The organism is Pseudoduganella sp. UC29_106, assembly GCF_044055365.1.
GTDB lineage: Bacteria > Pseudomonadota > Gammaproteobacteria > Burkholderiales > Burkholderiaceae_D > Rugamonas.
In genome coordinates, this window is record NZ_CP171977.1 from 7095932 (window position 1) to 7119922 (window position 23991).

27 protein-coding genes and 1 pseudogene are annotated in these 23991 nt (G+C 62.4%); 27 read left to right on the forward strand and 1 reads right to left on the reverse strand.

The window, feature by feature from the left end:
• Positions 1-183: 183 nt before the first annotated feature.
• From ACHMW6_RS35240 to tatC, 27 genes and pseudogenes are all read left to right on the forward strand, one after another.
• Positions 184-4907: pseudogene (locus ACHMW6_RS35240) on the forward strand (glutamate synthase-related protein).
• 80 nt (positions 4908-4987) lie between these two features.
• The gene (locus ACHMW6_RS35245) at positions 4988-6451 is read left to right on the forward strand and encodes a glutamate synthase subunit beta (RefSeq protein WP_395404261.1); all 1464 of its coding nucleotides are present in this window, start codon (positions 4988-4990) and stop codon (positions 6449-6451) included.
• Positions 6452-6538: 87 nt separating this feature from the next.
• Complete coding sequence (locus ACHMW6_RS35250) at positions 6539-6856, forward strand: hypothetical protein (protein ID WP_395404263.1); 318 nt, start codon at positions 6539-6541, stop codon at positions 6854-6856.
• Between the two features lie 89 nt (positions 6857-6945).
• Positions 6946-7749: an ABC transporter ATP-binding protein gene (locus tag ACHMW6_RS35255; RefSeq protein WP_395404265.1), complete on the forward strand. Its 804-nt coding sequence runs from the start codon at positions 6946-6948 to the stop codon at positions 7747-7749.
• Positions 7746-8528: a lipid asymmetry maintenance ABC transporter permease subunit MlaE gene (mlaE, locus tag ACHMW6_RS35260; RefSeq protein ID WP_395404267.1), complete on the forward strand. Its 783-nt coding sequence runs from the start codon at positions 7746-7748 to the stop codon at positions 8526-8528. Before ACHMW6_RS35255 ends, mlaE begins: the two co-directional genes overlap by 4 nt.
• A 75-nt stretch (positions 8529-8603) precedes the next feature.
• A complete protein-coding gene (gene mlaD, locus ACHMW6_RS35265; protein ID WP_395404269.1) occupies positions 8604-9077 on the forward strand; it encodes an outer membrane lipid asymmetry maintenance protein MlaD in 474 nt (157 codons plus the stop codon).
• On the forward strand, positions 9074-9889 hold the full coding sequence (locus tag ACHMW6_RS35270) for a VacJ family lipoprotein (protein WP_395404270.1): 816 nt from the start codon (positions 9074-9076) through the stop codon (positions 9887-9889). Before mlaD ends, ACHMW6_RS35270 begins: the two co-directional genes overlap by 4 nt.
• Positions 9890-9919: 30 nt before the next feature.
• Complete coding sequence (locus ACHMW6_RS35275; protein ID WP_395404271.1) at positions 9920-10597, forward strand: phospholipid-binding protein MlaC; 678 nt, start codon at positions 9920-9922, stop codon at positions 10595-10597.
• A 1-nt stretch (position 10598) separates the two neighbouring features.
• Positions 10599-10925, forward strand: a complete 327-nt coding sequence (locus tag ACHMW6_RS35280; RefSeq protein ID WP_395404273.1) for a lipid asymmetry maintenance protein MlaB — start codon at positions 10599-10601, stop codon at positions 10923-10925.
• 169 nt (positions 10926-11094) lie between these two features.
• Positions 11095-12003, forward strand: a complete 909-nt coding sequence (locus ACHMW6_RS35285; protein ID WP_395404275.1) for an ABC transporter ATP-binding protein — start codon at positions 11095-11097, stop codon at positions 12001-12003.
• Complete coding sequence (locus ACHMW6_RS35290; RefSeq protein WP_395404277.1) at positions 12000-12761, forward strand: ABC transporter permease; 762 nt, start codon at positions 12000-12002, stop codon at positions 12759-12761. Before ACHMW6_RS35285 ends, ACHMW6_RS35290 begins: the two co-directional genes overlap by 4 nt.
• Positions 12762-12777: 16 nt before the next feature.
• Positions 12778-13014, forward strand: coding sequence for a BolA family protein (locus ACHMW6_RS35295; RefSeq protein WP_395404279.1), 237 nt, complete (start codon positions 12778-12780; stop codon positions 13012-13014).
• Positions 13015-13017: 3 nt separating this feature from the next.
• Positions 13018-14268, forward strand: a complete 1251-nt coding sequence (gene murA, locus ACHMW6_RS35300; protein WP_395404281.1) for a UDP-N-acetylglucosamine 1-carboxyvinyltransferase — start codon at positions 13018-13020, stop codon at positions 14266-14268.
• Positions 14269-14273: 5 nt separating this feature from the next.
• A complete protein-coding gene (gene hisG, locus ACHMW6_RS35305; RefSeq protein ID WP_395404283.1) occupies positions 14274-14927 on the forward strand; it encodes an ATP phosphoribosyltransferase in 654 nt (217 codons plus the stop codon).
• The gene (gene hisD / locus ACHMW6_RS35310; RefSeq protein ID WP_395404285.1) at positions 14924-16225 is read left to right on the forward strand and encodes a histidinol dehydrogenase; all 1302 of its coding nucleotides are present in this window, start codon (positions 14924-14926) and stop codon (positions 16223-16225) included. Before hisG ends, hisD begins: the two co-directional genes overlap by 4 nt.
• Entirely contained in the window at positions 16222-17019 is a 798-nt protein-coding gene (locus ACHMW6_RS35315; protein ID WP_395404287.1) for a DNA-methyltransferase, read from the forward strand. The genes hisD and ACHMW6_RS35315 overlap by 4 nt, the downstream gene beginning before the upstream one ends.
• A gap of 6 nt (positions 17020-17025) precedes the next feature.
• Positions 17026-18117: a histidinol-phosphate transaminase gene (gene hisC, locus ACHMW6_RS35320; protein WP_395404289.1), complete on the forward strand. Its 1092-nt coding sequence runs from the start codon at positions 17026-17028 to the stop codon at positions 18115-18117.
• 21 nt (positions 18118-18138) lie between these two features.
• Positions 18139-18729, forward strand: coding sequence for an imidazoleglycerol-phosphate dehydratase HisB (hisB, locus tag ACHMW6_RS35325; protein ID WP_395404291.1), 591 nt, complete (start codon positions 18139-18141; stop codon positions 18727-18729).
• A 22-nt stretch (positions 18730-18751) separates the two neighbouring features.
• Positions 18752-19390 carry an imidazole glycerol phosphate synthase subunit HisH gene (gene hisH / locus ACHMW6_RS35330; RefSeq protein ID WP_395404293.1) on the forward strand — a complete coding sequence of 213 codons (639 nt, stop codon included), beginning with the start codon at positions 18752-18754 and terminating at the stop codon, positions 19388-19390.
• A gap of 16 nt (positions 19391-19406) precedes the next feature.
• Positions 19407-20186, forward strand: coding sequence for a 1-(5-phosphoribosyl)-5-[(5-phosphoribosylamino)methylideneamino]imidazole-4-carboxamide isomerase (gene hisA / locus ACHMW6_RS35335; protein ID WP_395404295.1), 780 nt, complete (start codon positions 19407-19409; stop codon positions 20184-20186).
• A 3-nt stretch (positions 20187-20189) separates the two neighbouring features.
• Positions 20190-20951, forward strand: coding sequence for an imidazole glycerol phosphate synthase subunit HisF (hisF, locus tag ACHMW6_RS35340; RefSeq protein WP_395404297.1), 762 nt, complete (start codon positions 20190-20192; stop codon positions 20949-20951).
• A gap of 18 nt (positions 20952-20969) precedes the next feature.
• Positions 20970-21395, forward strand: coding sequence for a phosphoribosyl-AMP cyclohydrolase (gene hisI, locus ACHMW6_RS35345; protein WP_395404299.1), 426 nt, complete (start codon positions 20970-20972; stop codon positions 21393-21395).
• Positions 21392-21721 carry a phosphoribosyl-ATP diphosphatase gene (locus tag ACHMW6_RS35350; RefSeq protein WP_395404301.1) on the forward strand — a complete coding sequence of 110 codons (330 nt, stop codon included), beginning with the start codon at positions 21392-21394 and terminating at the stop codon, positions 21719-21721. Before hisI ends, ACHMW6_RS35350 begins: the two co-directional genes overlap by 4 nt.
• Before the next feature lie 10 nt (positions 21722-21731).
• Positions 21732-22106, forward strand: coding sequence for a histidine triad nucleotide-binding protein (locus tag ACHMW6_RS35355; protein ID WP_395404303.1), 375 nt, complete (start codon positions 21732-21734; stop codon positions 22104-22106).
• A gap of 54 nt (positions 22107-22160) precedes the next feature.
• Entirely contained in the window at positions 22161-22397 is a 237-nt protein-coding gene (gene tatA, locus ACHMW6_RS35360) for a Sec-independent protein translocase subunit TatA (protein ID WP_395404305.1), read from the forward strand.
• 6 nt (positions 22398-22403) lie between these two features.
• Positions 22404-22898: a Sec-independent protein translocase protein TatB gene (gene tatB, locus ACHMW6_RS35365; RefSeq protein WP_395404307.1), complete on the forward strand. Its 495-nt coding sequence runs from the start codon at positions 22404-22406 to the stop codon at positions 22896-22898.
• A complete protein-coding gene (tatC, locus tag ACHMW6_RS35370; protein WP_395404309.1) occupies positions 22899-23657 on the forward strand; it encodes a twin-arginine translocase subunit TatC in 759 nt (252 codons plus the stop codon).
• On the opposite strand, the gene ACHMW6_RS35375 is transcribed toward tatC, so the two are convergent.
• Complete coding sequence (locus tag ACHMW6_RS35375; RefSeq protein ID WP_395404311.1) at positions 23654-23944, reverse strand: hypothetical protein; 291 nt, start codon at positions 23942-23944, stop codon at positions 23654-23656. The genes tatC and ACHMW6_RS35375 overlap by 4 nt on opposite strands.
• Positions 23945-23991: the final 47 nt, after the last annotated feature.

Below are 23991 nucleotides of genomic sequence, written 5' to 3' on the forward strand. Positions count from 1 at the left end.
GTCAGGCACGATGTGCCTGACACCAGGTTCACGCCGTGGGTTTCGATTGACTATGTCCCTAATTAAAATTTAAAGAGACTGAAGTCGAATTAATTCGACACCGACCCTATTTATTTCTGTTGAGTTTTTTTGTGCATCGCAGTACTCTGGTTCCTCCTGATTAAGAATTCAGCGGAGAACTGCATGAACGCGCAAGGTTTGTACGACCCAGCCAATGAACATGATGCTTGTGGCGTCGGTTTTGTCGCCCACATCAAGGGCAAGAAGAGTCATTCGATCGTCGAACAGGGTCTGCTGATCCTGAAAAACCTCGACCACAGGGGCGCCGTGGGCGCCGATAAGCTGATGGGCGACGGCGCCGGTATCCTGATCCAGATTCCGGACCAGTTCTACCGCGACGAAATGGCCAAACAGGGCGTGGAGCTGCCGCCGCCCGGCGAATATGGCGTCGGCATGGTCTTCCTGCCAAAGGAGCACGCTTCCCGTATCGCTTGCGAACAGGAAATCGAGCGCGCCGTGCGCATCGAAGGCCAGGTCGTGCTGGGCTGGCGTAATGTGCCGGTCGACTGCGAGATGCCGATGTCGCCGCGCGTGCGCGAAAAAGAGCCGGTAATCCGCCAGATCTTCATCGGCCGCGGCCCGGACATCATGGTGACCGACGCGCTGGAACGCAAACTGTATGTGATCCGCAAATCGTCCGGCCACGCCATCCAGGCGCTGAAGCTGCTGCACGGCAAGGAATTCTTCGTCCCGTCCATGTCCGCCCGCACCGTGGTGTACAAGGGCCTGCTGCTGGCCGACCAGGTGGGCGTGTACTACCGCGACCTGCAGGACCCGCGCTGCATCTCCGCGCTGGCGCTGGTGCACCAGCGTTTCTCGACCAATACCTTCCCTGAGTGGCCGCTGGCCCACCCCTACCGCCTGATCGCGCATAACGGCGAGATCAACACCGTGAAGGGCAACTTCAACTGGATGCGCGCCCGCGAAGGCGTGATGAAGTCCGCCGTGCTGGGCGAAGATCTGCAGAAGCTGTTCCCGCTGATTTACGAAGGCCAGTCCGACACCGCCTGCTTCGACAACGCGCTGGAACTGCTGCTGATGGCAGGCTATCCGCTGGCCCAGGCCATGATGATGATGATTCCGGAAGCGTGGGAAAACCACACGCTGATGGACGACAACCGCAAGGCCTTCTACGAATACTATGCGTCGATGATGGAACCGTGGGACGGCCCGGCCGCCATGGCTTTCACCGACGGCCGCTACATCGGCGGCACGCTCGACCGCAACGGCCTGCGTCCGGCCCGCTACATCGTGACCGATGACGACCTGGTGGTGATGGCGTCCGAATCCGGCGTGCTGCCGATTCCGGAATCCAAGATCATCCAGAAATGGCGCCTGCAGCCGGGCAAGATGTTCCTGATCGACCTGGAAGCCGGCCGCATCATCGATGACAAGGAACTGAAGGATACCTACGCCAACGCCAAGCCCTACAAGGCATGGATCAACGCCGTGCGCATCAAGCTGGGCGAGCTGAAGCTGAGCGAGTCCCAGCTGCCGACCAATGTCGCCAAGTACGGCCCGGCCAACGGCGAGAAGCCGGCCACCACCCTGCTGGACCGCCAGCAAGCCTTCGGCTATACCCAGGAAGACCTGCGCTTCCTGATGGCGCCGATGGCCGCCGCTGGTGAGGAAGCCGTGGGCTCGATGGGCAATGACTCGCCGCTGGCCGTCATGTCCAACAAGCTGAAACCACTTTATTCCTACTTCAAGCAGCTGTTCGCCCAGGTGACCAACCCGCCGATCGACCCGATCCGCGAAGCGATGGTGATGTCGCTGGTGTCCTTCATCGGCCCGAAACCGAACCTGCTGGATACCAATAACGTCAACCCGCCAATGCGTCTTGAAGTGGCGCAGCCGATCCTGGGCTTTGACGACATGGCCCGCCTGCGCAATATCAGCCAGGTGACCGGCGGCAAGTTCAAGTCCTATGAACTGAGCATCTGCTATCCGCACGCCTGGGGCAAGGAAGGCGTGGAAGCCTCGCTGGCCTCGCTGTGCGCGGAGGCGGTGGACGCGGTGAAGTCCGGCCACAACATCCTGGTCGTGTCCGACCGCTCGGTGGGTCCCGGAGCGCGTGGCGATCCCGGCACTGCTGGCGACCTCGACCATCCACCAGCACCTGGTGAGCAAGGGCCTGCGCGCCTCCACCGGCCTGGTGGTGGAAACCGGCTCGGCCCGCGAAACCCACCACTTCGCCCTGCTGGCGGGCTACGGCGCGGAAGCCGTGCACCCCTACCTGGCGATGGAAACCCTGGCCGAACTGGCGCACGGCATGCCGGGCGACCTGTCGCCGGAACAGGCGATCTACAACTACACCAAGGCCATCGGCAAGGGCTTGATGAAGGTGATGTCCAAGATGGGCATTTCCACCTACATGTCCTACTGCGGCGCGCAGATCTTCGAAGCGGTGGGCCTGAACAAGTCCCTGGTCGACAAGTACTTCCGCGGCACCGCCTCCAATGTGGAAGGCATCGGCCTGTTCGAAGTGGCCGAGGAAGGCCTGCGCCTGCACAACCTGGCATTCGGCAACGACCCTGTGCTGGCTGAGCAGCTGGACGCCGGCGGCGAATACGCCTTCCGCGTGCGCGGCGAGGACCACCTGTGGACGCCGGACGCGATCGCCAAGCTGCAGCACTCGACCCGCGCCAACAATTACTCGACCTATAAAGAGTACGCCCAGCTCATCAACGACCAGAGCAAGCGCCACCTGACGCTGCGCGGCCTGTTCGAGTTCAGGATCGATCCGGCCAAGGCCATCCCGCTGGACGAAGTGGAGCCGGCCAAGGACATCGTCAAGCGTTTCGCCACCGGCGCCATGTCGCTGGGCTCGATCTCGACCGAAGCGCACGCCACCCTGGCCGTGGCCATGAACCGTATCGGCGGCAAGTCGAATACCGGTGAAGGCGGCGAGGACACGCTGCGCTACTCGAACGAACTGAAAGGCATCCCGATCAAGGTCGGCACCACCATGGCTGCCGTGCTGGGCAAGGAGCAGGTGCTGGTTGACATTCCGCTGCAGGAAGGCGACTCGCTGCGTTCGCGCATCAAGCAGGTGGCGTCCGGCCGCTTCGGCGTGACCGCGGAATACCTGAATTCCGCCGACCAGATCCAGATCAAGATGGCGCAGGGCGCCAAGCCGGGCGAAGGCGGCCAGCTGCCGGGCCACAAGGTGTCCGAGTACATCGCCAAGCTGCGCTTCTCGGTGCCGGGCGTGGGCCTGATTTCGCCGCCGCCGCACCACGACATCTACTCGATCGAAGACCTGGCGCAGCTGATCCACGACCTGAAGAACGTCAATCCGCGCGCTTCGATCTCGGTCAAGCTGGTATCCGAAGTGGGTATCGGCACGGTGGCCGCCGGTGTATCCAAGGCCAAGGCTGACCACATCGTGGTGGCCGGCCATGACGGCGGCACGGGCGCATCGCCGCTGTCCTCGGTCAAGCATGCCGGTACCCCGTGGGAACTGGGCCTGGCTGAAACCCAGCAGACCCTGGTGCTGAACGGCCTGCGCGGCCGCGTCCGTGTGCAGGCCGACGGCCAGATGCGCACCGGCCGCGACGTGGTGATTGCCGCCATGCTGGGCGCCGACGAAATCGGCTTCGCCACCGCACCGCTGGTGGTGGAAGGCTGCATCATGATGCGCAAGTGCCACCTGAACACCTGCCCGGTGGGCGTGGCGACCCAGGATCCGGTGCTGCGCGCCAAGTTCCAGGGCAAGCCTGAGCACGTGGTGAATTACTTCTTCTTCGTTGCCGAGGAAGCGCGCCAGATCATGGCCCAGCTGGGCATCCGCAGCTTCGACGAGCTGATCGGCCGCGCCGACCTGCTGGACAAGTCGAAAGCCATCAGCCACTGGAAAGCACAGGGCCTGGACTTCAGCAACATCTTCTACCAGCCGAAAGTGGACGTTGGCCTGGCCATCTACCACAATGAAGAACAGGACCACGGCCTGGACAAGGCACTGGACCACAAGCTGATCGCGCAAGCCAAGGCTGCGCTGGAAAAGGGCGAGCGCGTTTCCTTCATCTCGCCGGTGAGGAACGTGAACCGCACCGTGGGCACCATGCTGTCCGGCGAAGTGGCCAAGCGCTACGGCCACGAAGGCCTGCCGGACGACACCATCCACATCCAGCTGCAGGGCACCGCCGGCCAGTCGGCCGCAGCCTTCCTGGCAGCAGGCATCACGCTGGACCTGGTGGGCGAAGGCAACGACTACGTGGGCAAGGGCCTGTCGGGCGGCCGCATCATCGTGCGTCCGAACACCGAGTTCCGCGGCTGGGCCGTCAACAACATCATCATCGGCAATACCGTGATGTATGGCGCGATTTCCGGTGAAGCCTTCTTCAACGGCGTGGCCGGTGAGCGTTTCGCAGTGCGTAACTCCGGCGCGACTGCCGTCGTGGAAGGTCTGGGCGACCATGGCTGCGAATACATGACCGGCGGCACCGTCGTGGTGCTGGGCGCGACCGGCCGCAACTTTGCGGCGGGCATGTCCGGCGGCATCGCCTACGTCTACGATCCGGATGGCGATTTCAACCGCAGGTGCAATATGGCCATGGTCAGCCTCGAGCAAGTGCTGCCGGCCGCCGAGCAGGAAGTGGACAAGTCCACCTGGCACAGCCAGCACCGCAACGGCGAACCGGAAGCGGACGAGACGCATCCTGAAGCGCCTGATCGAACGCCACTTCAAGCACACGGGCAGCACCCGCGCCCGCCTGTTGCTGGACAACTGGGCCGAAAGCCGTGGCAAGTTCGTCAAGGTGTTCCCGAGCGAATACAAGCGCGCGCTGGTGGAAATGGCCGATAACGCCGCGATCGAAGCGGAAACCCAGGCAATCGCGGCATAAAGCCAAAGAGTCGCTAAGGAATGTAGGGCGGATCTGATGGGGGCGCCGAGCCCCGCCGCCATTAGTTAAAGGATACTAACGTGGGAAAAATCACCGGTTTCATGGAATTCCAGCGCCAGGAAGAGAGCTATCACGCTCCCGAGGCGCGTTTGAAGAACTACAAAGAGTTCGTGCTGCACCTGTCGCACGACCAGGCCAAGGTCCAGGGCGCCCGCTGCATGGATTGCGGCATCCCCTTCTGTAACTCGGGCTGCCCGGTCAACAACATCATTCCGGACTGGAACGACCTGGTCTATCGCGGCCACTACCGCGAAGCGCTGAACGTGCTGCATTCGACCAATAACTTCCCGGAATGGACCGGCCGCATCTGCCCGGCGCCGTGCGAGGCGGCCTGCACGCTGGGTATCAATAATGATCCGGTGGGTATCAAGTCCATCGAGCACAAGATCATCGACGAAGGCTGGGAGCACGGCTGGGTCGTGCCGCAGCCGGCCGAAGTAAAGACCGGCAAGAAGGTGGCGGTGGTCGGTTCCGGTCCTGCAGGCCTGGCTGCTGCCCAGCAGCTGGCCCGCGCCGGCCACGACGTGACCGTGTTCGAAAAGTCGGACCGCCTGGGCGGCCTGCTGCGCTACGGCATCCCCGACTTCAAGATGGAAAAGTTCCATATCGACCGCCGTATCGAGCAGATGGAAGCGGAAGGCGTGAAATTCCGCACTTCCACGCTGATCGGCAAGGATTTCCCGGCTTCGGTCAACAACTGGGCCAAGGAAACCATCTTCCCGGAAGACCTGGAAGGCGAATTCGACGCCATCGTGATGGCGGGCGGCGCCGAGCAGCCGCGCGACCTGCCGGTGCCGGGCCGTGAACTGAAGGGCATCCATTATGCGATGGACTTCCTGCCGCAGCAGAACAAGGTCAATGCGGGCGACAAGGTGAAAGACCAGATCAAGGCCAACGGCAAGCACGTGGTCGTGATCGGCGGCGGCGATACCGGTTCCGACTGCGTGGGCACGTCCAACCGCCACGGCGCGGCCAGCGTGACCCAGTTCGAACTGATGCCGATGCCGCCGGAGCAGGAAAACAAGCCGATGGTCTGGCCATACTGGCCGACCAAGCTGCGCACCTCTTCCTCGCACGAGGAAGGCTGCGAGCGCGACTGGGCGGTGGCCACCAAGCGCTTCGAAGGCAAGGGCGGCAAAGTCGAGAAGCTGATCGCCTGCCGCGTCGAGTGGAAAGACGGCAAGATGGTTGAGGTGCCGAACTCCGAGTTCGAAGTGAAGGCCGACCTGGTGCTGCTGGCCATGGGCTTCGTGTCGCCGGTGGCGCAAGTCCTGGATGCCTTCGGCGTCGACAGGGATGGCCGCGGCAACGCCCGCGCCACCACCGATGGCGATGGCTGCTATCACACCAGCAAGCCCGGCATTTTTGCTGCCGGCGACATGCGCCGCGGCCAGTCCCTGGTCGTGTGGGCGATCCGTGAAGGCCGCCAATGCGCCAAGGCGGTGGACGAGTACCTGATGGGCTCCTCCGTCCTGCCACGCTGATCCTGCGCCAGGTCAAGCGCACTGCCCGGTGCGCTTGACCTCTCCCGCCGCGGGCGTAGACTGGCCCTACGACTTCGTTCGGAGGCCATGATGAACAGCCCGCAGCAGTTCGAAGACAATCGCGCCGAGCGCCTTGCCCGGCTGGAAGCGAACGTCGAGATCCTGATTGAGCTGGGCCGCGAAGGCCGTGAAGAACACCGTCGGATGATGGACCAGATTTTGAAGATCCGGACCACGGACTTTCGCGTGCTGGTCGGGCTCATCATCACCTGCAATCTCGGCACAATCGGATTGCTATATAAACTCCTCGCCCCCCTGATGCTGCCATGCATCAAGCAAACAGCAGTTTCCAAATGTAAATTGCTGACTCGTCGGTTACTTATGTTGTATCATTCACCTCTTTAAGATTGTCATTTTGCCAGTAGGAATCGGCCGTCAGCAGAGTTAACCGTTTCTGAACTACAATATGGCGTTGATAACAAAGAGCGTGATCTGTGCCTAATCTAGTCGAAATTCGCGATTTGCACTTCTCCTACGGGAAGCGTGCGATCCTGTCCGGCCTCCAGATGGATTTCCCGCGCGGGAAAGTGGTGGCGGTCATGGGCGGTTCCGGCAGCGGCAAGACCACGGTCCTGCGCCTGATCGGCGGCCAGCTGCGTCCGCAGCGCGGCACCGTGAATGTGGACGGCCAGGTCGTCCACCAGCTGAAGACCAAAGAGCTTTATTTGTTGCGCCGGAAAATGGGCATGCTGTTCCAGCATGGCGCCCTCTTCACCGACCTTTCCGTGTTCGAGAACGTGGCCTTCCCCCTGCGCGAGCACACCGACCTGCCCGAAGAGCTGATCCGCGACCTGGTGCTGATGAAGCTGCACGCCGTCGGCCTGCGCAACGCGGCCCCGCTGAAGCCGGCCGAGATTTCGGGCGGCATGGCGCGCCGCGTGGCGCTGGCGCGATCGATCGCCCTGGACCCGCAACTGATCATGTACGACGAGCCCTTCGCCGGCCTCGACCCGATCTCGATGGGCGTGACCGCCAACCTGATCCGCAACCTGAACGACGCCCTCGGCTCGACCACCATCCTGGTCTCGCACGACGTGAAAGAGTCCTTCATGATCGCGGACTATGTCTATTTCCTGTCGCAGGGCAAGATCGTTGCCCACGGCACCCCCGCTGACATGATGGTTTCGACCGACCCCTATGTAAAACAGTTCGTCCACGCGGAAACGGACGGACCCGTGCCCTTCCACTATCCCGGCAAGACGCTGGCCGAAGACCTGGGCCTGGGAGCACGCCCATGATGCGCAGCTTCCTGACCTCCGTCGGCGGCGGCGCGCGCGACTACGTGGAAAGCATCGGCTTTGCCTTCCGTACCTTCTTTACCATGATCGGCCTGTCGCCTGGCCTGCTGCGCCGACCGCGCCTGCTGGTCGAGCAGCTGCACATCATTGGTAACTATTCGCTGCTGATCATCACCTTGTCCGGCCTGTTCGTCGGCATGGTGCTGGGCCTGCAGGGCTATTACACACTGAATAAATACGGCGCTTCCGAATCGCTGGGCCTGCTGGTTGCCCTGGGCCTGACGCGTGAACTGGGTCCGGTGATCACCGCCCTGCTGTTCGCCGGCCGCGCCGGCACCTCGCTGACGGCGGAAATCGGTCTGATGAAGGCGGGCGAGCAGTTGTCCGCCATGGAAATGATGGCTGTCAACCCGATCCAGCGCGTCCTGGCGCCCCGCTTCTGGGCCGGCGCCATTTCCGTACCGCTGCTGGCTTCCATGTTCAGCGCCGTTGGCATCCTGGGCGGCTGGCTGGTCGGCGTGCAGCTGATCGGCGTGGACGACGGCGCCTTCTGGTCGCAGATGCAGGGCGGCGTGGATGTGTGGAAAGACATCTTCAACGGTTTCGTGAAAAGCGTCGTGTTCGGCATTGCCATCACTTATATCGCGCTTTACCAGGGTTACGAAGCGAACCCGACGCCGGAAGACGTGTCCGGCGCCACCACCCGCACCGTGGTGATTTCCTCGCTGATGATCTGGTGGCTCGACTTCATGCTGACGGCGCTGATGTTCAGCAAGTAAGAAAAACTTACCGGTGTCAGGTGCTGACACGCGCAGCGTGTTAGCCCCTGATGCCGCTAAATAAGGAATAAATATATGCAACGCAAGTCTCTGGATATCTGGGTGGGCCTGTTCATCGTCATCGGCGCCGCTGCGCTGATGTTCCTGGCCCTGAAGGCCGGCAATATGGGTTCGATCTCGCTGGGCAACACCTACCAGATCTCGGCCCGCTTCGACAATATCGGCTCCCTGCGTCCGCAGGCAGCGGTGAAGGCGTCCGGCGTGGTGGTGGGCCGCGTGGCCAGCATCGGCTTTGACGACAAGCAATACAAGGCCGTCGTCACCATGAATATGGATGAAGGTTTCAAGTTCCCGAAAGACAGCTCGGCCAAGGTCCTGACCGCCGGCTTGCTCGGCGAGCAATACATTGGCATCGAAGCGGGCGGTGACGAAAAGAACCTGGTGGCAGGCGACCGTATCGCCCGCACCCAGTCCGCCACCGTGCTGGAAGACCTGATCAATCAGTTCATCTACAGCAAGGCCGCTGAAGGAAAGGATTCGTCGAAATGAGCAAGCTGCGCACCATCGCCCTGACTGTTGCTGCCTCGGCCGTACTGGCCGGCTGCGCCACTGGTCCTAACCCGGCCGACCCGTATGAGGGTTACAACCGCGCCATGTTCAACTTCAACGACAAGGTGGACACTTATGCGCTGAAGCCGGTGGCCACCGTCTACAAGAACGTGACCCCGAGCTTCGTGCAGACCGGCGTGGGCAACTTCTTCGCCAACCTGGGCGACGTATGGACGGCCGCCAACAACCTGATGCAGGGCAAATTCGGCGACGGCATGTCCGACGTGATGCGCGTGGGTATCAACTCCACCTTCGGCCTGCTGGGCGTGCTGGATATCGCCAGCGAAGCCGGTTTGCAGAAACACAAGGAAGATTTCGGCCAGACCCTGGGCTACTACGGCATGCCGTCCGGCCCTTATTTTGTGCTCCCGCTGCTGGGCCCGTCTACCGTGCGCGACGCGGTAGTGTTGCCGGTGGATATCGCGGCTGACCCGTGGCAGTACAAGGATCCGGTGCACGTACGCAACACCGGCACCGTGCTGCGCGTGGTTGACCAGCGCGCCGCGCTGCTGGACGCGTCAACCTTGCTGGAAGATGCCGCGTTGGATCGCTACGAATTTATTCGCGACGGTTACCTGCAGCGCCGCCAGCACCAGGTGTATGACGGCGAAGACGGCCCGCGCGGTAAGTCGGAAAAACCGGCACAGGACGATGCAGCGCCGGCCAAGCCGGGCGCCGAGCAGGCGAGCGCGGATGAGCCGGCAGGTCAGGCTATAATGCCGGCACCGGCTGCGAGCAACGCCAGCCTGTGATTGCCGTATAACCAACATAGGTACAACAATATGAAATTGATCAAAACCGTAATCGCCCTCGCCATCGCGGCCAGCGCCGCCGGCGCTTTCGTCGTCCCGGCAACGGCCACCGCCCAGAATGCGGCCGCCGCACCGGTAGCCAACGAGGCTCCGGACGCGCTGATCAAACGCATCAGCAGCGAAGTGCTGGACACCGCCAAGAACGACAAGGAAATCCAGGCCGGCAACCAGAAGCGCATCATGGACCTGGTCGAAACCAAGATCCTGCCTTACGTCGACTTCCAGCGCATGACCGCCCTGGCAGCTGGCCGCCACTGGCGCGAAGCCACCCCGGAACAGCAGAAGCAGCTGTCGGTGGAATTCCGCACCCTGCTGATCTACACTTACTCTGGCGCCCTGTCCCAGGTGAAGAATGAAACCATCGACTTCAAGCCGCTGCGCGCCGACCCGGCCGACACCGAAGTGGAAGTGCGTTCCCAGGTGAACGTGGCCCGCGGTGAACCCGTGGTGCTGAACTACCGCGTGGCCAAGTCGCCGACCGGCTGGAAGATCTATGACATCAACGTGCTGGGCGCCTGGCTGGTGGAAGCCTACAAAGGCACCTTCAACACTGAAATCAGCAAGGGCGGCGTCGATGGCCTGATCAAGACGCTGCAGGCCAAGAACAAGTCGCTGGCCAACAAGCCGATGAAGACCGCTGGCAAGTAAGATGGATACCGCCGTCGCCGACAAGATGCTGACCCTTCAGTCCCTGACTGTGGACAATGCCACCCAGGCGCTCGAGCAGGGGCTGGCCGCGCTGCGCGCAGGCCAGACCGTGTTCGACCTGGGCAATGTCGCGACGGTGGATTCCGCCGCCGTTTCCGTAATGCTGGCCTGGCAGCGCGCCGCTGCCCAGTCCGGCAAACGCCTCACTTTGCAGAACCTGCCGGCCTCGCTGCGCAGCCTCACCCAGCTTTATGGTGTTTGCAACCTGGTCGCGCCGCCCGGCGATTGCCAGCCCGGCCAATCCCCGGCCGACCTGCATCATCATTGACCTCTGCCCCCCACCCCTCGCCAGCTTTTCCCTGGCCCGGCGTAGCCGAGCCAAAATTCCAATATAATTGACTGTTCCCGTCGCCGCAGAGCCACGGGGTCCGCTTCCCCGGCCTTCAGGGCCGCCACGGCAACGGTCAACGTTGCACCCCAAAACTTAATAACCAAGCATGACAGCAATTCAAATCAGCAATGTCGAGAAGCGCTACAGCTCGCTCCAGGCACTGGGCGGCGTGTCGCTGACGATCGAGGAGGGCGAGTTCTTCGGCCTGCTGGGGCCGAACGGCGCCGGCAAGACCACCCTGATTTCCATCATCGCAGGCCTGATCCGTGCCAATGCCGGCTCGGTGAAGATCCATGGCCACGACGTGGTCAGCGACTTCCGCGCCGCGCGCCGCAAGCTGGGCGTGGTGCCGCAGGAACTGGTGTTCGACCCCTTCTTCACGGTGCGCGAAACGCTGCGCCTGCAGTCCGGCTATTTCGGACTGGGGAACAATGACAAGTGGATCGACGAGGTGATGGAAAACCTCGACCTGACGAAGAAGGCCGATACCAATATGCGCGCCCTCTCAGGCGGCATGAAGCGCCGTGTACTGGTGGCCCAGGCCCTGGTGCACAAGCCGCCCGTCATCGTGCTGGACGAGCCGACCGCCGGCGTGGACGTGGAGCTGCGCCAGACCCTGTGGAAGTTCATCTCGCGCCTGAACCGCGAAGGCCACACCGTGGTGCTGACCACCCACTACCTGGAAGAAGCGCAAGCCATGTGCAAGCGCGTGGCGATGCTACGCGGCGGCAAGGTGGTGGCGCTGGATACCATGTCCCAGCTGATCCGCCGCATTTCCGGCTCCCAGCTGGTGGTGCACATGACCAACGGCCCGCTGCCGCAGGACTTGAGCCACCTGATCAGCCATCCACCCGAAGGCAACAAGTACAGCCTGCGCATCAACGAATACTCTGAAGTGGAAAAAATCCTGGCGCGCCTGCGCGAAAGTGGCGCATCGATCGATGAAATGCAGCTGCAGCAGGCCGACCTGGAAGACGTCTTCCTGCAAATTATGGATGGAGCGGAAATCGCATGATCACCACCGGCTTCCGCACCCTCGTCTACAAAGAGACGCTGCGCTTCTACAAAGTCGCCACCCAGACCATCGCCGCCCCGATCCTGACGGCCATGCTCTACCTGCTGATCTTCGGCCACGTGCTGGAAGGCCGGGTCGAAGTGTATCCGGGCGTGACCTATACCGCCTTCCTGATCCCGGGCCTCGTGATGATGAGCGTGCTGCAGAATTCCTTCGCGAATTCCTCATCCTCGCTGATCCAGTCCAAGATCACGGGGAACCTGGTGTTCGTGCTGCTCACGCCCCTGTCGCACTGGGAAATCTTCTCGGCCTATGTGCTGGCCTCGATGGTGCGCGGCATCGCCGTGGGACTGGGCGTGTTCGTGATTACCGTGTGGTTCGCGCACCTGAGCTTTACCTGGCCGCTGTGGATCATGGTGTTCGCCCTGCTGGGCGCCGCCATCCTTGGCACCATGGGCCTGATCGCGGGCATCTGGGCGGAAAAATTCGACCAGCTGGCCGCCTTCCAGAATTTCCTGATCGTGCCGCTGACCTTCCTGGCCGGCGTGTTCTATTCGATTCATTCGCTGCCGGCCTTCTGGCAGACCATGTCGCACCTGAACCCGTTCTTCTACATGATCGACGGCTTCCGCTACGGCTTCTTCGGCCAGTCCGACATTAATCCATGGACCAGCCTCGTCATCGTCTCCGCCTTCCTGACGGTGCTGGCGCTGCTGGCCATCCGTCTTCTGCGCAGCGGTTACCGCCTGCGCCACTGATTCAAGAGGAACCATCGTGACCACTACACCTGAAGCAATCCACGGCTATATCGCCGCCGGCCTCGAATGCACCCACCTGGAAGTGGAAGGCGACGGCCAGCACTTCCAGGCCGTGATCGTGTCGCCTGCCTTTGCCGGCAAGCGCCTGATCCAGCGCCACCAGCTTGTGTACGCGGCGCTGGGCGACCGCATGCGCGATGAAATCCACGCGCTGTCGATGAAAACCCTGACTCCTGAAGAATATCAAGGCTAAGCAATGGACAAACTTCTCATCACCGGCGGCAAGCGCCTGGTCGGCGACATCCAGATTTCCGGCGCCAAGAACGCCGCCCTGCCTATCCTGTGCGCGGGCCTGCTGACCGCGGGCGATCTGGAACTGTCCAACGTGCCGAACCTGCACGACGTGTCCACCATGCTCAAGCTGCTGCGCCAGACCGGCCTGTCCGTCGAGCAGAACGGCGACAAGGTGGTGCTGAACGGCTCGAAGATCGACAAGTACGAAGCGCCGTATGAGCTGGTGAAGACCATGCGCGCCTCCATCCTGGTGCTGGGCCCTCTGCTGGCGCGCTTCGGCTCCGCCAAGGTTTCGCTGCCGGGCGGCTGCGCCATCGGTTCGCGTCCGGTGGACCAGCACATCAAGGGCCTGCAGGCGCTGGGCGCCGACATCAGCATCGACGGCGGCTATATCTACGCCAAGTGCAAGAAGCTGAAAGGCACGCGTGTCGTGACGGACATGATCACCGTCACCGGCACCGAGAACCTGCTGATGGCCGCCACGCTGGCCGAAGGCGAAACCATCCTGGAAAACGCCGCGCGCGAGCCGGAAGTGACCGACCTCGCCAACCTGCTGGTGGCCATGGGCGCGAAGATCGAAGGCATCGGCACCGACCGCCTGGTGATCCAGGGCGTGCCGGCGCTGAACGGCGCCAAGCACGAAGTGATTTCGGACCGCATCGAAGCGGCCACCTTCCTGTGCGCCGTTGCGGCCACGGGCGGCGACATCACCATCCGCAATACCCGCACCGACATCTTTGACGTGGCGCTGGACAAGCTGCGCGAGATGGGTGTGAAGATTACCGTGGGCGACAAGTGGATCCGCGCGCAGATGGACCAGCGCCCGAATCCGGTCTCCTTCCGCACCACCGAATACCCCGGTTTCCCGACCGATATGCAAGCCCAGTTCATGGCCGTCAACCTGATCGCCAAGGGCAGCAGCCGCGTCACCGAAACCATTTTTGAAAACCGCTTCATGCACGTGCAGGAGATGAACCGACTGGGTTCCCGCATCTCCATCGACGGCAACACCGCCTACATCGAAGGCGTGGACCAGCTGATCGGCGCGCCTGTGATGGCAACCGACCTGCGCGCATCGGCATCCCTGGTGATCGCAGGCCTGGCAGCCAAGGGCGAAACCCTGGTCGACCGCATCTACCACCTGGACCGGGGCTATGACCGCATGGAAGTGAAACTGTCCGCCGTAGGCGCCAACATCACCCGAATCAAGTAACACTCATGGACCTCATCCTCGCCCTGTCGAAAGGCCGGATTTTCGAAGACACCATGCCGCTGCTGGAAGCAGCCGGCATCACCGTGACCGAGAATCCGGAAAAATCGCGCAAACTCATCCTGCCAACCAATGATCCGCATGTGCGCGTGCTGATCGTCCGCGCCACCGACGTGCCCACCTATGTGCAGCATGGCGCGGCCGATTTCGGCGTGGCCGGCAAGGATGTGCTGTTCGAGCACGGCGGCGAGGGCCTGTACCAGCCGGTGGACCTGGATATCGCCAAGTGCCGCATGTCCGTGGCGGTGAAGGCGGGCTTCGACTACGAAGCGGCCGTGCGCCAGGGCAAGCGCCTGCGCGTGGCCACCAAGTTCACCCAGATGGCGCGCCAGCACTTCGCCAAGAAGGGCGTGCACGTGGACCTGATCAAGCTGTATGGTTCGATGGAGCTGGCGCCCCTGGTCGGCCTGTCGGACGCCATCGTCGACCTGGTGAGCACCGGTTCCACGCTGCGCGCCAACAACCTGGTGGAAGTGGAAGAGATCATGGACATCTCGTCGCGCCTGGTGGTGAACCAGGCCGCGCTGAAACTGAAGCGCGCCCGCCTGCAACCGATTATCGAAGCCTTCGAACGCGCTTCGCAAGCGAAAGGCCAACCATGATCCGCAAGCTCGATTCCACGCAGGACGACTTCCAGGAAGCGCTCGACGCGCTGCTGGCCTTCGAAGCCGAAACCGACGATGCCATCGAGGGCGCGGTCAGCAAGATCATCGCCGACGTGCGCGCGCGCGGCGACGATGCGGTGCTGGAGTACACCAACAAGTTCGACCGCACCAAGGCCGCCGCGATGGCGGACTTCGACATCGGCCAGGCCGAGCTGGATGCGGCCCTGGCAGCCCTGCCGGACGCCCAGCGCGCCGCGCTGCAAACGGCCGCGGAACGCATTCGCGCCTTCCACGAACGCCAGAAGCAGGAGCTGCAAGGCTTCACCTATACCGAAGCGGACGGCACTATCCTCGGCCAGCGCATTACGCCGCTGGACCGCGTGGGCATCTACGTCCCGGGCGGCAAGGCGGCCTATCCTTCGTCCGTGCTGATGAATGCCGTGCCGGCCAAGGTGGCGGGCGTGCAGGAAATCATCATGGTCGTGCCGACTCCGGACGGCGTGAAGAATCAAATGGTGCTGGCGGCTGCCGCCATCGCGGGCGTGACCCGCGTGATCGGCATCGGCGGCGCACAGGCCGTGGCCGCGCTGGCCTACGGCACCGAGACCATCAAGGCCGTGGACAAGATCGTCGGCCCCGGCAACGCCTTCGTGGCGTCCGCCAAGCGCCGCGTGTTCGGCACGGTGGGCATCGACATGATTGCCGGCCCGTCCGAAATCCTCGTGCTGTGCGACGGTACGACCGATCCGGACTGGGTGGCGATGGACCTGTTCTCGCAGGCCGAGCACGACGAGCTGGCGCAAGCCATCCTGCTTTGCCCGGACGCGGACTACATCGCCAAGGTCGAAGCCAGCATCGCCAAACTGCTGCCGACCATGCCGCGCAAGGCCGTCATGGAAACCTCGCTGAAGGACCGCGGCGCGCTGGTGAAAGTGCGCGACATGGATGAAGCCTGCGCCATCGCCAACTTCATCGCCGCCGAGCACCTGGAAATCTCGTCCGAGAACCCGCAGCACTGGGCCGACAAGATCCGACACGCGGGCGCCATGTTCCTCGGCCGCTTCTCGTCCGAATCGCTGGGCGACTATTGCTGCGGACCGAACCACGTGCTGCCGACCTCGCGCACCGCTCGCTTCTCGTCGCCGCTGGGCGTCTACGATTTCCAGAAGCGTTCTTCGGTGATCCAGGTCAGCGAAGCGGGCGCGCAAACGCTGGGCAAGGTGGCGGCGGAACTGGCTTACGGCGAGGGCTTGCAGGCGCACGCGCGCAGCGCCGAACTGCGCATCAAGCAATGAGTGATTGGCTGAACCAGGTCTTCTGCGAAGACGCGCTGGCGGGGCTGGCGCGCATTCCGGATGGCAGCATCGACCTGATCCTGACCGACCCGCCCTACAACCTGGGCAAGGATTACGGCAACGCGTCGGACCAGCAGACGGTGGATGAATACCTGGCCTGGACCGAGCGCTGGATCGATGCCGCCCTGCCCAAGCTGAAGCCGAACGGCAGCCTGTACATTTTCCTCACCTGGCGCTATTCGCCGGAAATCTTCGTCATGCTGAAGAAGCGCATGACGATGATGAATGAGATCATCTGGGATCGCCGCGTGCCCTCGATGGGCGGCAGCACCCGCAGCTTCTCGTCGGTGCACGACACGGTTGGTTTCTTCGTGCGCCGCAAGGATTACTTCTTCGACCTCGACGCCGTGCGCATCCCGTACGACGCCGAAACGAAGAAAGCCCGTTCGCGCTCGATCTTCATCGGCGCGAAATGGCTGGAAGTGGGCTACAACCCGAAAGATTTGTGGAGCGTGTCGCGCCTGCACCGGGAGCATTCGGAGCGCGTGGACCATCCAACCCAGAAACCACTCGAAATCATCGAGCGCATGATCAAGGCATCCTGTCCGCACAACGGCGTGGTGCTCGACCTCTTCATGGGCAGCGGCACCACCGCTGTGGCAGCGAAACGCTGCGAACGCAATTTCGTCGGCTTCGAACTGAACCCCGATTATTGCAGCATCATCCAACAGCGGCTCGCCGGACTCGAAGCGCCGCCGCCGCCCAAACGAAAGAAATTAGCCTTACAGGAGTAATGCAAGATGTCCCTCGACAGCCTGATCGCCAACACCATCCGTGATGATGTGCGTAAAGACCACATCTACCACGTGCCCGATGCCAGCGGCTTCGTGAAGCTGGATGCGATGGAAAACCCGTATGAGCTGCCGCAGCATCTGCATCAGGAACTGTCCCGCCGCCTGGCCGACGTGGCGCTGAACCGCTATCCGGTGGCCAGCTACACCACGCTCAAGCAGCGCATCTGCGCGAAGCTGGGCGTGCCGGCCGGCTATGATGTCATGCTGGGCAACGGTTCCGATGAGCTGATCGCCATTATGGCGCAAGCCTGCGCCCATCAGGACCGGCGCGCGGTCATGCTGGCGCCGGTGCCTTCTTTCGTGATGTTCCAGCGCTCCGCGATGATCGCGGGCATGGACTTCGTGGGCGTGCCGCTGAAGGCCGACCTCACGCTCGACCTGCCGGCCATGCTGGCGGCGATCGCGGAGCACAAGCCATCCCTGGTCTTCCTGGCCTACCCGAACAACCCCACGGGCAACCTGTTCAACGAGGACGAGATGGTGCAGATCATCCGCGCCCTCGGCGACACGGGCCTGTGCGTGGTGGACGAAGCCTACGAGCCCTTCGCGCAGAAGAGCTTCATGGCCCGCCTGCCGGAGTTCGACAATCTGATCGTCATGCGTACCTTGTCCAAGCTGGGCCTGGCCGGCATCCGCCTCGGCTACATGTCCTGCGCGCCGGCCGTGCTGGAGCAGTTCGACAAGATCCGCCCACCCTACAATGTCAATGTGCTGAGCCAGGCCGCGGCGGAATTCTGCCTCGACCACCTGGAGGTGCTGAACGAGCAAGCCGCGCAGCTGCGCGCCGGGCGCGCGCAGCTGCTGGCATCGCTTGCGCAGTTGCCTGGAGTCAAGGTTTTCCCGTCGGCAGCGAATTTCATTCTGATTCGCGTGCCGAATGCCGATGATGCCCACGCGAAACTGCTCTCCCGCAAGGTATTGATCAAAAATGTGGGTAGAATGCACAATGTGCTGGCGAACTGCCTGCGCATCACGGTCAGTACGCCGGAAGAAAACGCAATCATGCTTGACGGCCTCAAGGCCGCTCTGGCAGCCTGACACAAACGCAAGAGCCTTTTCATGAACCGCACCGCAGAAATCACGCGCAACACCAGCGAAACCCAGGTCCGCGTGGCCATCAATCTCGACGGCACCGGCGTTCAGAAGCTGAACACCGGTGTTCCCTTCCTCGACCACATGCTGGACCAGATCGCGCGCCACGGCCTGTTCGATCTCGACATCGAAGCCACCGGCGACGTCCACATCGACAACCACCACACGGTGGAAGACGTGGGCATCACCCTCGGCATGGCGGTGGCCAAGGCCATCGGCGACAAGAAGGGCATCCGCCGCTACGGCCACGCCTATGTGCCGCTGGATGAAGCGCTGTCGCGCGTGGTGATCGACTTTTCCGGCCGTCCCGGCATCGAATACCACATCCCGTTTACGCGCGCCATGATCGGCGGCTTCGACGTGGACCTGACGCTGGAATTCTTCCGTGGTTTCGTCAACCACGCCCTGGTGACGCTGCACATCGACAACCTGCGCGGCACCAATGCCCACCATCAGTGCGAAACGGTATTCAAGGCTTTCGGCCGCGCCCTGCGCATGGCCGTCGAGCTGGACCCGCGCGCCGCCGGCACCATTCCATCCACCAAAGGAAGCCTGTAACGTTCATACACGGCTGACCAAAATGAACAAGATCGTTGTAGTTGATTACGGCATGGGCAATTTGCGCTCCGTTGCGCAAGCCCTGCGTGCTGTCGCGCCGGAAGCGGACATCCGCATTTCCGGCGTTCCCGCCGACATCGATAGCGCCGACCGCATCGTGCTGCCCGGCCAGGGCGCCATGCGCGACTGCATGCGCAGCCTGAATGAATCGGGCGTGCGCGATGCATTGCTGCGCGCGGCCGCGAGCAAGCCCATGATGGGCGTGTGCGTGGGCGAGCAGATGCTGCTCGACGTCAGCGAGGAGGGCGATACGCCCGGCCTCGGCTTGCTGCCGGGCAAGGTGGTGCGATTCCAGCTGGAAGGCCGCACCCAGGCCGACGGCTCGCGCTTCAAGGTGCCGCAGATGGGCTGGAACCGCGTGCAGCAGAAATCGCAGCACGCGCTGTGGGCCGACATTCCTGACAATGCCTGGTTCTATTTCGTCCACAGCTATTACGCGCAGCCAGGCAATCCGGCGCACAGCGTGGGCGAAACCCAGTATGGCGATGCCTTCTGCTGCGCCGTCGCCCGCGACAATATCTTTGCCACCCAGTTCCACCCCGAGAAGAGTGCGGCCACCGGCCTGCAGCTGTACAAGAACTTCGTCCACTGGAATCCCTAACCTTAAGAACAACATCATGCTGCTCATTCCTGCTATCGACCTCAAGGACGGTCACTGCGTTCGCCTGAAACAGGGCGATATGGAACTTGCTACTGTCTTCTCCGAAGATCCCGCCGAAATGGCGCGCCACTGGCTGCGCCAGGGCGCGCGCCGCCTGCACCTGGTCGACCTGAACGGCGCCTTCGCGGGCAAGCCGAAGAACGAGGGTGCGGTGAAATCCATCCTGCAAGCGGTGCGCGAGTTCGCGGAAGAGAACGATGTCGACGAGATCCCGGTCCAGCTGGGCGGCGGCATCCGCGACCTCGACACTATCGAGCGCTACCTGGACGACGGCATCAGCTACATCATCATCGGCACCGCCGCCGTGAAGAGCCCCGGCTTCCTGCACGATGCCTGCGGCGCCTTCCCGGGCCATGTCATCGTCGGCCTGGATGCCAAGGATGGCAAGGTGGCCACCGACGGCTGGAGCAAGATGTCCGGCCATGAAGTGATCGACCTGGCGCAGAAATTCGAACAGTACGGCGTGGAATCCATCGTCTACACCGACATCGGCCGCGACGGCATGATGGGCGGCGTGAACATCGAAGCCACCGTGCGCCTGGCGCAGGCCGTGCGCATCCCGATCATCGCCTCCGGCGGCGTGCACACCATCAAGGATGTGGAAGACCTGTGCGCCGTGCAGGAAGAAGGCATCGAAGGCGTGATCTGCGGCCGTTCTATTTACGAAGGCACGCTGGACCTGAATTCGGCCCAGCTGCGCGCCGACGAACTGTCCGGCGACACCGAAGAAGAGTAAACAATGCTGGCGAAACGCATCATCCCCTGCCTGGACGTGACCAACGGCCGCGTCGTCAAAGGCGTCAACTTCACCGAGCTGCGCGATGCCGGCGATCCGGTGGAAATCGCGCGCCGCTACGATGAGCAGGGCGCCGACGAGCTGACCTTCCTCGACATCACGGCTTCCAGCGACAACCGCGGCCTGATCCTGGACATCATCGAAGCCGTCGCCTCGCAAGTCTTCATCCCGCTGACGGTGGGCGGCGGCGTGCGCCAGGTGGAGGATGTGCGCCGCCTGCTGAACGCGGGCGCGGACAAGATCAGCCTGAACACCTCGGCGGTGAGCAATCCGCAGCTGGTATATGAAGCGTCGCAGAAGCACGGCAGCCAGTGCATCGTGGTGGCGATCGATGCCAAGCAGGTGGCGCCGGGGCGCTGGGAAGTGTTCACCCACGGCGGCCGCAATGCCACCGGCCTCGATGCCGTCGAGTGGGCGAAGAAAATGGAATCGCTGGGCGCAGGCGAACTGCTGCTGACCAGCATGGACCGCGATGGCACGAAGTCGGGTTTCGACCTGGAGCTGACCCGTGCCGTCAGTGATGCCGTCAACGTGCCGGTGATTGCTTCCGGCGGCGTGGGCGGTTTGCAAGATCTGGCCGACGGCGTAAAGCTGGGCCATGCTGACGCCGTGCTGGCCGCCAGCATTTTCCATTATGGCCAGCACACGGTGCAGGAAGCCAAGCGCTTTATGGCGGCGCAGGGCATTCCGATGCGCCTGGATTGACTTTCGGGGGAAAAGAGAATGGCAAACGGAACCGCAGCGCAGATCGCGAAGGCCAAATGGCTGAACCGCGTGAAATGGGACGAACACGGCCTGGTGCCGGTGATCGCCCAGGAAGATGGCAGCAATGATGTGCTGATGTTCGCCTGGATGAACCGCGACGCCCTCTACAAGACTGTGGAGCTGGGCGAGGCGGTGTACTGGAGCCGCTCGCGCAAGAAGCTGTGGCACAAGGGCGAAGAGTCGGGCCATGTGCAGAAGGTGAAGGAAATCCGCCTGGACTGCGATGAAGACGTGGTGCTGCTGAAGATCGAGCAGGAAGGCGACATCGCCTGCCACACGGGCCGCCACAGCTGCTTCTTCAACAAGTTTGAAGACGGCGACTGGAAGGCCGTGGAACCGGTGCTGAAGGATCCGGACGACATCTATACGGAAGTGAAGAAATGACGACTGTTCTGGACCGCGTGGCGGCCACCATCGAATCGCGCAAGGGCGGCGACCCGTCCTCTTCCTATGTGGCCAAGCTGTTCAGCAAGGGCGACGATGCGATCCTGAAAAAGATCGGCGAGGAAGCCACGGAAACCGTGATGGCCGCCAAGGATGCCCGCGTCAGCGGCGATGCCTCGAAAGTGCTGTACGAAACAGCCGACCTGTGGTTCCATTCGATGGTTCTGCTGGCCCAGTTCGGCCTCACGCCGCAGCAGGTGCTCGATGAGCTGGCGCGGCGCGAAGGCCTCTCGGGCCTGGAAGAAAAAGCATCCCGCAAAGAATAAAGGAGCAACCGTGGAAAACTGCCTGTTCTGCAAGATCGCCGCGAAACAGATTCCCTCGTCCATCGTGCACGAGGACGACGACTTGCTGGTATTCAAGGATATCAACCCGGCCGCGCCGGTGCACCTGCTGATTATCCCGAAGGTGCATGTGTCGACGCTTTCCGACTGCACGCCGGAACATGCGCCGCTGCTGGGCAAGATGATGTCCCTGGTGCCGAAACTGGCGGCCGACCACAATATCGCCGTCACCTATGACGAGCAGGGGCAGCCGAGCCGCGGCTTCAAGTTCCTCATCAACTCCGGACCGGATGGCGGCCAGGAGGTGTACCATCTGCATATGCATCTGTATGGCGGTCCGCGCCCGTGGCGTGGGATGCGTACTTGAAGACAGTCGGATAGCGTATACTGTCTGAATTAACGCTTTTTCTGGAGCAATACAATGGGTTCTATGAGCATTTGGCACTGGCTGATCGTTCTGGTAGTGGTCATGCTGGTATTTGGCACCAAGAAACTGGGCAATATCGGCTCGGACCTGGGCAAGGCCGTCAAAGGCTTCAAGGATGGCGTGAAAGGCAGCGAGGAAGAAGAGAAGCCCGCCCAGCCTGCACCGCCGCCGGCACAGGTGACCGATAAGGGCACCATCGAAGTGGAAGCCAAGGAAAAGACCAGGCAGTAAGCGTCGATGATCGATCTCGGTCTTTCCAAACTCGCCATCATCGGGGTAGTGGCCCTGGTCGTGATCGGTCCTGAAAAGCTGCCCAAGGTGGCGCGCATGGCCGGCACGCTGTACGGCCGCGCCCAGAGATATTTGCACGAAGTCAAATCCGAAGTCAGCCGCGAGATCGAGCTGGAAGAGCTGAAGAACCTGCAGAAGCAGGCCACCGAAGCGGCCAGCACCTTCAAGGCGGACGTGGAAAACTCCATTGCGGCGAACATGGCCGAGGTCGAGAATGCGCTGAGCATCGACCATCACGACGAACCGGCCATCGCCACGGCCACCACCGAAGACCAGCAGCGCAAGGCGAAGGAATTCCGCCGCAAGCGCCTGGTGCGCAGTTCCGCCATCCCGCTGTGGTACAAGCAGCGCAACAATGGACGCATGCATGTGATGTCCGGCGCGGCGCGCGTGGCGCGCTTCCGTCCGCGCAGCGGCAAACCTCCCGCATCGTTCTACTAAATGAGCAATCAAGAACCGGTCGAAGAAACCTTCATCAGCCACCTGATCGAACTGCGCGACCGCCTGGTGAAAGCCAGCATCGGCATCCTGATTATGACGGCAGCACTGATGATCTGGCCCGGCCCTTCCCATATCTACGACATCATCGCCGCGCCGATGATCAATTCGCTGCCGACCGGCTCGAAGATGATCGCCACCGGCGTCATCGCGCCCTTCCTGGTGCCGATGAAGGTAACGCTGGTGCTGGGCTTCATCCTGGCGCTGCCCTGGGTGCTGTACCAGCTGTGGGCCTTCGTGGCGCCCGGCCTGTACACGCACGAGAAGCGCCTGGTGGCGCCGCTGGTGATCGCGTCCTCGGGGCTGTTCGTGATGGGCGTGGCCTTCTGCTACTTCCTCGTATTCGGCCGCGTGTTCCACTTCATCGCCGACTTTTCGCCGACCTCGATCGCGGTCACGCCCGATATCGAGAATTACCTGGACTTCGTGATGTCCATGTGCCTGGCCTTCGGCTGCGCCTTCGAGGTGCCTGTCGTGGTCGTGGTGCTGGTGCGTATGGGCCTGGTGTCCGTGGCCAAGCTGAAGGAGTGGCGCGGCTATGTGATCGTGGGCGCTTTCGTGATCGCCGCCATCGTCACCCCGCCGGACATAGTCAGCCAGTTCTCCCTGGCGATCCCGATGTGGCTGCTATTTGAAATCGGCGTGCTGCTGTCCCCGATCTTCGTCAAGGCCACCCAGGCCCCTACCGAAGAAAACTCCTAGGAAAATAGCTTAACCAAGGTGATGATGTGCATCACCATCATTACGGCAAGAATCCAGTAGATGGGCCGGAATGTACGATCGATTTTGGCGTTGCGCTCGTCCATGTCGCGCTTGTAGTATGCGGTGATCTTCGCTTCCGCCAGCGCCAGGTCGGTCGGCTGGACGACTTCCTGGTACAGACCGGCCGCAAGCGCCTCCGCGTAGAGTTCTGCGAGAGCGGGCTCTACGCCTCCGTCGCGCAGATATTTGGCATAGTCGAACTTGTCGATGTACAAGGGCATGGTCATGTCGTCTCCCCACTAAGTAGATTAGCAGAAGCGCCCCGTGTTTGGCG